Annotated in this window: 5 protein-coding genes; 2 read left to right on the top strand and 3 right to left on the bottom strand. The window is 72.8% G+C overall.

Annotated features, from left to right (window positions below):
- Positions 1 to 144 precede the first annotated feature (144 nt).
- Positions 145 to 639 carry a DUF3145 domain-containing protein gene (locus ACWGJM_RS20020; RefSeq protein ID WP_132851096.1) on the bottom strand — a complete coding sequence of 165 codons (495 nt, stop codon included), beginning with the start codon at positions 637 to 639 and terminating at the stop codon, positions 145 to 147.
- Positions 640 to 896: 257 nt separating this feature from the next.
- Between ACWGJM_RS20020 and ACWGJM_RS20015 the strand changes: the two genes are divergently transcribed.
- On the top strand, positions 897 to 1790 hold the full coding sequence (locus ACWGJM_RS20015) for an SGNH/GDSL hydrolase family protein (RefSeq protein ID WP_453413011.1): 894 nt from the start codon (positions 897 to 899) through the stop codon (positions 1788 to 1790).
- Positions 1791 to 1826: 36 nt separating this feature from the next.
- Positions 1827 to 2801, top strand: coding sequence for an aldose epimerase family protein (locus tag ACWGJM_RS20010; protein WP_453413010.1), 975 nt, complete (start codon positions 1827 to 1829; stop codon positions 2799 to 2801).
- On the opposite strand, the gene ACWGJM_RS20005 is transcribed toward ACWGJM_RS20010, so the two are convergent.
- On the bottom strand, positions 2798 to 3703 hold the full coding sequence (locus ACWGJM_RS20005) for a hypothetical protein (RefSeq protein ID WP_453413009.1): 906 nt from the start codon (positions 3701 to 3703) through the stop codon (positions 2798 to 2800). The two genes, ACWGJM_RS20010 and ACWGJM_RS20005, sit on opposite strands and share 4 nt — an antisense overlap.
- A gap of 137 nt (positions 3704 to 3840) precedes the next feature.
- A complete protein-coding gene (locus ACWGJM_RS20000) occupies positions 3841 to 6276 on the bottom strand; it encodes a beta-glucosidase (RefSeq protein WP_453413008.1) in 2436 nt (811 codons plus the stop codon).
- Positions 6277 to 6296: the final 20 nt, after the last annotated feature.

Genomic DNA, 6296 nt, shown 5'->3' with positions numbered 1-6296 from the left:
GGGGCGCCCCGCCCCCCCAGCGGGCGGCGGCCCCAACGCCGTTGGTGCTTCTGTAGTCCGCCGACTGCGGGCCAGTGGGGGCTGGTCGCGCCCACGCGGCGGAGCCGCATATGGACACAGCCCCGCGCCCCTTTGGGGCGCGTCTCACACCACCTGGTGCAGCCAGCGCACCGGGGCGCCCTCGCCCGCGTAGCGGAACGGTTCGAGTTCGTCGTCCCACGGCTTGCCGAGGAGCTTGGCGATCTCCGCCTCCAGGTCCGTCTCGTCGCGCTGGGACCGCGTCAGTGCCGCGCGCAGACGGTCCTCGGGAATGAGGATGTCGCCGTGGATTCCGGTGACGGCGTGGAAGATGCCGAGGTCGGGGGTGCAGCTGTAGCGCTCGCCCTCGGCGGTGGGGCAGGGCTCGGCGGTGACCTCGAAGCGCAGCAGGTGCCAGCCGCGCAGCGCCGAGGCGAGCTTGGAGGCGGTGCCGGCCTGGCCCTGCCAGGAGAACTCCGAGCGCCAGGTGCCGGGGGCCGCGGGCTGCCGGATCCAGTCGAGGCTGACCCGTGTGCCCAGCACCCCGGCGACGGCCCATTCGACGTGCGGGCACAGCGCGCGCGGCGCGGAGTGCACGTACAGAACTCCACGTGTCGTCACCGGAACCTCCGGGCAGAGCGGGACATCTTGCGGTCTGGCTGGGCGGCAGTGGCACGACGGCCGCGTTGATGGCGAGGCTACCGTGCGGCGGCGCAAGGAGTGTGACGTACCGTCGCTCCCAGGGCCAGGAAACGCCCGCCATTCACCCAGGGGGACGCTTGTACGGGTGTGAGCCGTTCCATGCCGCCTACCGGGAACCCTCGCGCGTTGTCATGGGTTGGGGACCATGACGGCACGACGAGGGGATGGAACTGGGCATGGGATACCGACGCCGGCGTTCACGGGCCGCTCTCGCCGTCATGCTGGCGGCAGTTCTGGGGGCTGCCGGCTGTGACGCCGTGGGCGGCGACTCCCCGGCGCCGGACGGCACCCGGGCGAAGGTGTCCAGGCCGGCCCCGGTGTGGGACCGCAGCCCCTCCTCGATCGCCGCCGTCGGCGACTCCATCACCCGTGGCTTCGACGCGTGCACGGTGCTGTCGGACTGCCCCGAGGTGTCCTGGGCGACCGGCACCAGCACGCAGGTCGACAGTCTGGCGGTACGGCTGCTGGGGCGGTCCGGGGCGACCGAGCGCAGCTGGAACTACGCGGTGACCGGCGCCCGGATGGCGGACCTGCCGGGGCAGATGACCCAGGCGGTCACCCGGAAGCCCCAGTTGGTGACGGTGATGGCGGGGGCGAACGACGCCTGCCGGGCGACGCCCTCGGCGATGACCTCGGTGACCGCCTTCCGGACCTCCTTCGAGGAGGCGATGAGCACCCTGCGCGAGTCCCTGCCGAAGACGCAGGTGTACGTGTCGAGCGTGCCGAACCTGAAGCGGCTGTGGTCCGAGGGCCGGACGAACCCGCTGGGCAAGCAGGTGTGGAAGCTGGGCATCTGCCCGTCGATGCTGGGTGACGCGGACGACCTGACCAGCACGGCGACCCTGCGCCGGGACACGGTGCAGCAGCGGGTGGAGGCCTACAACAAGGTGCTCGAGGAGGTCTGCGCCAAGGACCGGCGGTGCCGCTTCGACGGGAACGCGGTCTTCGACTACCGCTTCGGCACCGGTCAGCTGAGCCGCTGGGACTGGTTCCATCCGAGCACGGACGGCCAGTCCCGGCTGGCGGCGATCGCGTACCGGACGGTCACGGCGGAAGAGCCGCTGTCGTAGCTCGTGACCCTGGCTTCTTGACCTAGGGTTTCCCACATGAGCGAACTTTTCGGCACACTTTCCGACGGCACCGAGGTCCATCGCTGGACGCTGGAGCGCGCCGGGACGCGATTGAGGGTCCTGACGTACGGCGGGATCGTGCAGTCGGTGGAGGTCCCGGACCGGGAGGGGCGGGCGGCGGACGTGGTGCTGGGGTTCGACGGCCTCGACGGCTACCTCCGGCACCCGGAGCCGTATCTGGGCGCCCTGGTGGGCCGGTACGCCAACCGGATCGCGGGCGCCCGTTTCACGCTCGACGGGCACACGTACACGCTCGCGCCGAACAACGGCCCCAACTCCCTGCACGGCGGCGAACGTGGGTTCGACAAGCGCGTGTGGGAGGCTGAGCCGGTCGGGCACGGGGTGCGCCTGACCCGGGTCAGCCCGCACGGCGAGGAGGGCTTCCCGGGCCGGCTGGAGGTCTCGGCGACGTACACCCTGGACGCGTCCGGCGCGCTGCGGATCGCGTACGAGGCGGTGACGGACGCGCCGACCGTGGTGAACCTGACCAACCACAGCTATTTCAGCCTCGGCGGCGACACGGGCCCGGGCGGCCACGAACTCCGCCTCGCCGCCTCCCGGTTCACCCCGGTCGACGCCGACCTGATCCCGACCGGCGAGTGGGCGGACGTCTCCGGCTCCCGCTTCGACTTCCGTACGGCCCGCAAGGTCGGCTCCGGCTACGACCACAACTTCGTGCTCGACAAGGGCGTTACGGACACCCCCGAGGAGGTCGCCGAGCTGCACGACCCGGTGTCCGGGCGGCTGCTCACGATCGCGACGACCGAACCCGGCCTCCAGCTGTACACCGCCGACCATCTGAGCGACCCGTTCGCGCCCAACGCCGCCATCGCGCTCGAGACCCAGCATTTCCCCGACTCCCCCAACCGCCCCGAGTTCCCCAGCACCGAACTGCGGCCGGGCGGGGTGTACCGCTCGGAGACGGTGTACGGCTTCGGCGTCCGCGGCTAGGACCGCTGGTTCGATTCCCCGCGCATCCGCTTCGTGGCCTTGCCCAGCACGGCCATCGCGCCGCCGCAGACCAGCAGGGTCGTCCCGCCGATCAGGACCGGGGGCAGGGTGCCGCCCTTGATGCCCTCGCCGGTCACGGTGGTGGCCAGCACGAAGATGATCGAGTACAGGCTCCGGCCGACCTTGGCGCCGGCCGGGATCACCTGGAGCAGCTGCGGGATGGTGGTCGCGGCGGCGAGGCCCATGCCGAAGGGGATGGCGGCGCCGAGCATCAGCGCGCCGAATCCGAAGGAGTTGCCGTAGGCGCCCCAGCCGGCGCCCTTGAACAGCAGGTAGCCCGCCGCGCCGAAGGACAGCAGGACCAGCAGGCCGTTGACGTACGCGGCCTGCGTGGCCGCCTTGCGAGCGCCGGGCAGATGGGCTGCCGGGGAGCGCCAGGCGTCCGGGGTGATGAGCCGCAGCTGCCGCTTCAGCGCCTGCATCTGGAGCAGCGCGAAGACGCCCACGGCCACCATGGCCAGCCCGACGGCCGTACCGGCAAAGCCGATGGGGGCGTGGGCGATGCCGTAGTGGGCGCCGCCGAAGGTGAGCGGGATGCCGAGCACGAATCCGTAGGCCAGGAACTTGGCCTTCTGCTGGATCTTCACCACCAGCTCGCGCTGCCCCGGGGTGAGGTTCGGATCGACCCGCACCCGGCCCTCGCCGAGCCGCTGGTCGGGGACCTGGGGCGGGTAGGGCTGCGGGGGCTGCTGCTGGTAAGGGTTGTACGCCGGCTGCTGCGGCGGATACGGCTGCTGGTACGGCTGCTGCGGCGGATAGGGCTGCTGGTACGACGGCTGCGGCGGATACGGCTGCTGCTGACCGTACGGCCCCGGTTGCTGCTGACCCTGACCTGGATGCATGGCGTGTTTCTCTCCCCCGTACCGGCGTGTTCCGGTGTGTCGCGGGCCGGGAGTCTGCCACACGTTCCCGGACGCCACGAGCCCCGGCCCAGGGGTCAGGTCCCGGACCGGGGCTGCTCATGGGGAGTTGTCCCGGATCAGACGTTAATCGTCGCGGCGAGCCTGCGGTCGCTGATCGAGCGGCCCACCTGGATTTCGTACGAACCTTTCACAACCACCCACCGTTTCTCTGCCCAGATCTCCAGCGCGCGAAGCGGGATGTCGACGGTGACTTCGACGCTCTCACCGGGTTCCGCCTCGACGCCCGCGAACCCGGCGAGCCACCGGGCGGGGCGGTCGGGGTCGGGCACGCTCGGGGCCAGGTAGACCTGGACGACCTCGCGGCCCGCCCGTTCGCCGGTGTTGCGGAGGCGGACGGTGACGGTGGTGTCCGCCACGTGCAGCGACTCGTAGGTCCAGTCGGTGTAGCCGAGGCCGTGCCCGAAGGGGTAGGAGGGGGTGCGGCCGGCCCTCTCCCAGGCGCGGTGGCCGATGAACACGCCCTCCGTGTAGGCGAGCTCCCCGTTCTCCGGGACGACCCGGGTGACCGGCGCGTCGGCCAGGGAGCCCCAGGTGGTGGGCAGCCGGCCACCGGGCTCGTACGCCCCCGTCAGCACGTCCGCCAGGGCCGCGCCGCCCTCCTGGCCGGGGAACCAGCTCAGCAGCACGGCCGCGACCTCCTCCCGCCAGGGCAGTTCCACCGGGGAGCCGGAGTTCACGACGACCACGGTGTTCGGGTTGGCGGCGGCGACGGCGCGGACGAGGTCGTCCTGGCGGCCCGGGAGGCGCAGGTCGGTCCGGTCGAAGCCCTCGGACTCGACGCGCTCGGTGGTGGCGACCACGACGACGGCCGTGTCGGCGTCCCGCGCGGCGCGGGCGGCCTCGGCGATGAGCTCGTCGGGGTCGCGCCGGGGGGCCTGGTGGGCGACGGCGAAGATGACGTTCTTGAGAGGGACGTCCGCCCGGTGCTTCACGACGTGAGTGAGGGAGACCTCGACCGGTTCGCCCTCGGTGAGGTCGGCCTCGGCGCGGGGCACGGGGGCGTTGAAGAAGGCGGCGAACGGGTCGTCGCCGGTGGGGCGCTGGACGTCGTCGTAGTGCGTCGTGCCGCCGACGGTGAGGGTGAAGGCGCCCAGGCCCCGGATGCCGAAGGTGTGCGTTCCGCTCTCGCGCGGGGTGAAGGTGCCGGTCAGTTCGACGGTGTGGAGGGCGTCGTGGGTGACGCCCTCGGGGAGGTCGGAGCCCATCCACTGGATCTGCCCGCCGGGTGCGCCGCCGGTGCCGAGCACGCGGCCGGCGGCGTCGCGGCAGACCGCGCGCAGGTCGAAACCCGGCTCGCCGGTGGCGAGTTCGGTGCTGGGGTCGGCGCCGACGCGGTACGTGAGGGTGCCCTCGGGCAGCGCCGCGGTGAGGGCGTCGAGCGGGGAGACGGTCCGGGGCGGGAAGACGGTGGCGGAGCCGCCGCCGAGGACGCGGGCGTCGCGGGCGGCGGCGCCGGCCAGCGCGACCGTGCCGGGCCGCAGGGGCAGGGCGGGACGCTCGCCGCGCGCCTCGTTCCGTACGAGGACGAAGGAGCGGCGGGCGATCTCGCGGGCCAGGGTCTGGCCGTCGACCTGCTGCGGCGGCTCGGCGACCACCGGTTCGGCGCCGGCCAGGATGCCGACGCGGGCGGCGAGCCGCAGCACGTTCCGTACGGCCGCGTCGACCCTGGCCTCGGCGACCTCGCCCGCGCGCACGGCCCGGGCGAGGGCCTCGCCGTACACGGTGACCGGGCCGGGCATGGCGATGTCGAGGCCGCCCTCGATGGCGCCGGCCGTGGACCGGGCGGCCGCCCAGTCGGAGACGTTGACGCCGTCGAAGCCCCATTCGCCGCGCAGGACTTCCTCGACGAGGTGGTGGTGCTCGGTCATCGTCGTGCCGTTGACCGTGTTGTAGGCGGTCATGACGCCCCAGGGGCGGGCGTGCTCGACGATCGCCTCGAAGGGGGCCAGGTACAGCTCGCGCAGGGTGCGTTCGGCCACCAGGTTGTTCACGGTGAAGCGTTCGGTCTCGGCGTCGTTGGCGACGAAGTGCTTGACGGTGGTGCCGACGCCGCCGGACTGCACGCCGGTCACATAGGCGGCGCCGATGCGGCCCGTCAGGTACGGGTCCTCGCTGTAGGCCTCGAAATGGCGGCCGCCGAGCGGGGAGCGGTGCAGGTTGACGGTGGGCGCGAGCAGCACGTGCACGCCCTTGCGGCGGGCCTCCTGGGCGAGCAGCACGCCCGCGCGGCGGGCCAGCTCCGGGTCCCAGCCGGCCGCGAGCGCGGTCGGGGAGGGCAGGGCGACGGAGGGATCGTCGGCGGTCCAGCGCACTCCCCGGACGCCGATCGGTCCGTCGGACATGACGAGGGACGCCAGGCCGATCTCCGGCAGCGCGGGCAGCGTCCACATGTCCTGCCCGGCCAGCAGCCGGGCCTTGGCGTCCAGGCCCAGCCGGGCGAGCGCGGCCTCCACGACCGCCTCACGAGCCTGGTCCCCAGGGTCTCCCACCATCGCGGTGCCTCCTCGTCGAA

This window comes from Streptomyces sp. NPDC054834 (assembly GCF_053611185.1).
The sequence above is the reverse complement of the archived record's forward strand: the minus strand, read 5'-3'. Positions and strand labels throughout refer to the sequence as shown.

What these genes read in the sequence shown, in the direction of transcription:
- ACWGJM_RS20015 (WP_453413011.1), top strand. Translation starts at nt 897, where the DNA reads ATGGGATACCGACGCCGGCGTTCACGGGCCGCTCTCGCCGTCATGCTG.
- ACWGJM_RS20010 (WP_453413010.1), top strand. Translation starts at nt 1,827, where the DNA reads ATGAGCGAACTTTTCGGCACACTTTCCGACGGCACCGAGGTCCATCGC.
- ACWGJM_RS20005 (WP_453413009.1), bottom strand. Translation starts at nt 3,703, where the DNA reads ATGCATCCAGGTCAGGGTCAGCAGCAACCGGGGCCGTACGGTCAGCAG.
- ACWGJM_RS20000 (WP_453413008.1), bottom strand. Translation starts at nt 6,276, where the DNA reads ATGGTGGGAGACCCTGGGGACCAGGCTCGTGAGGCGGTCGTGGAGGCC.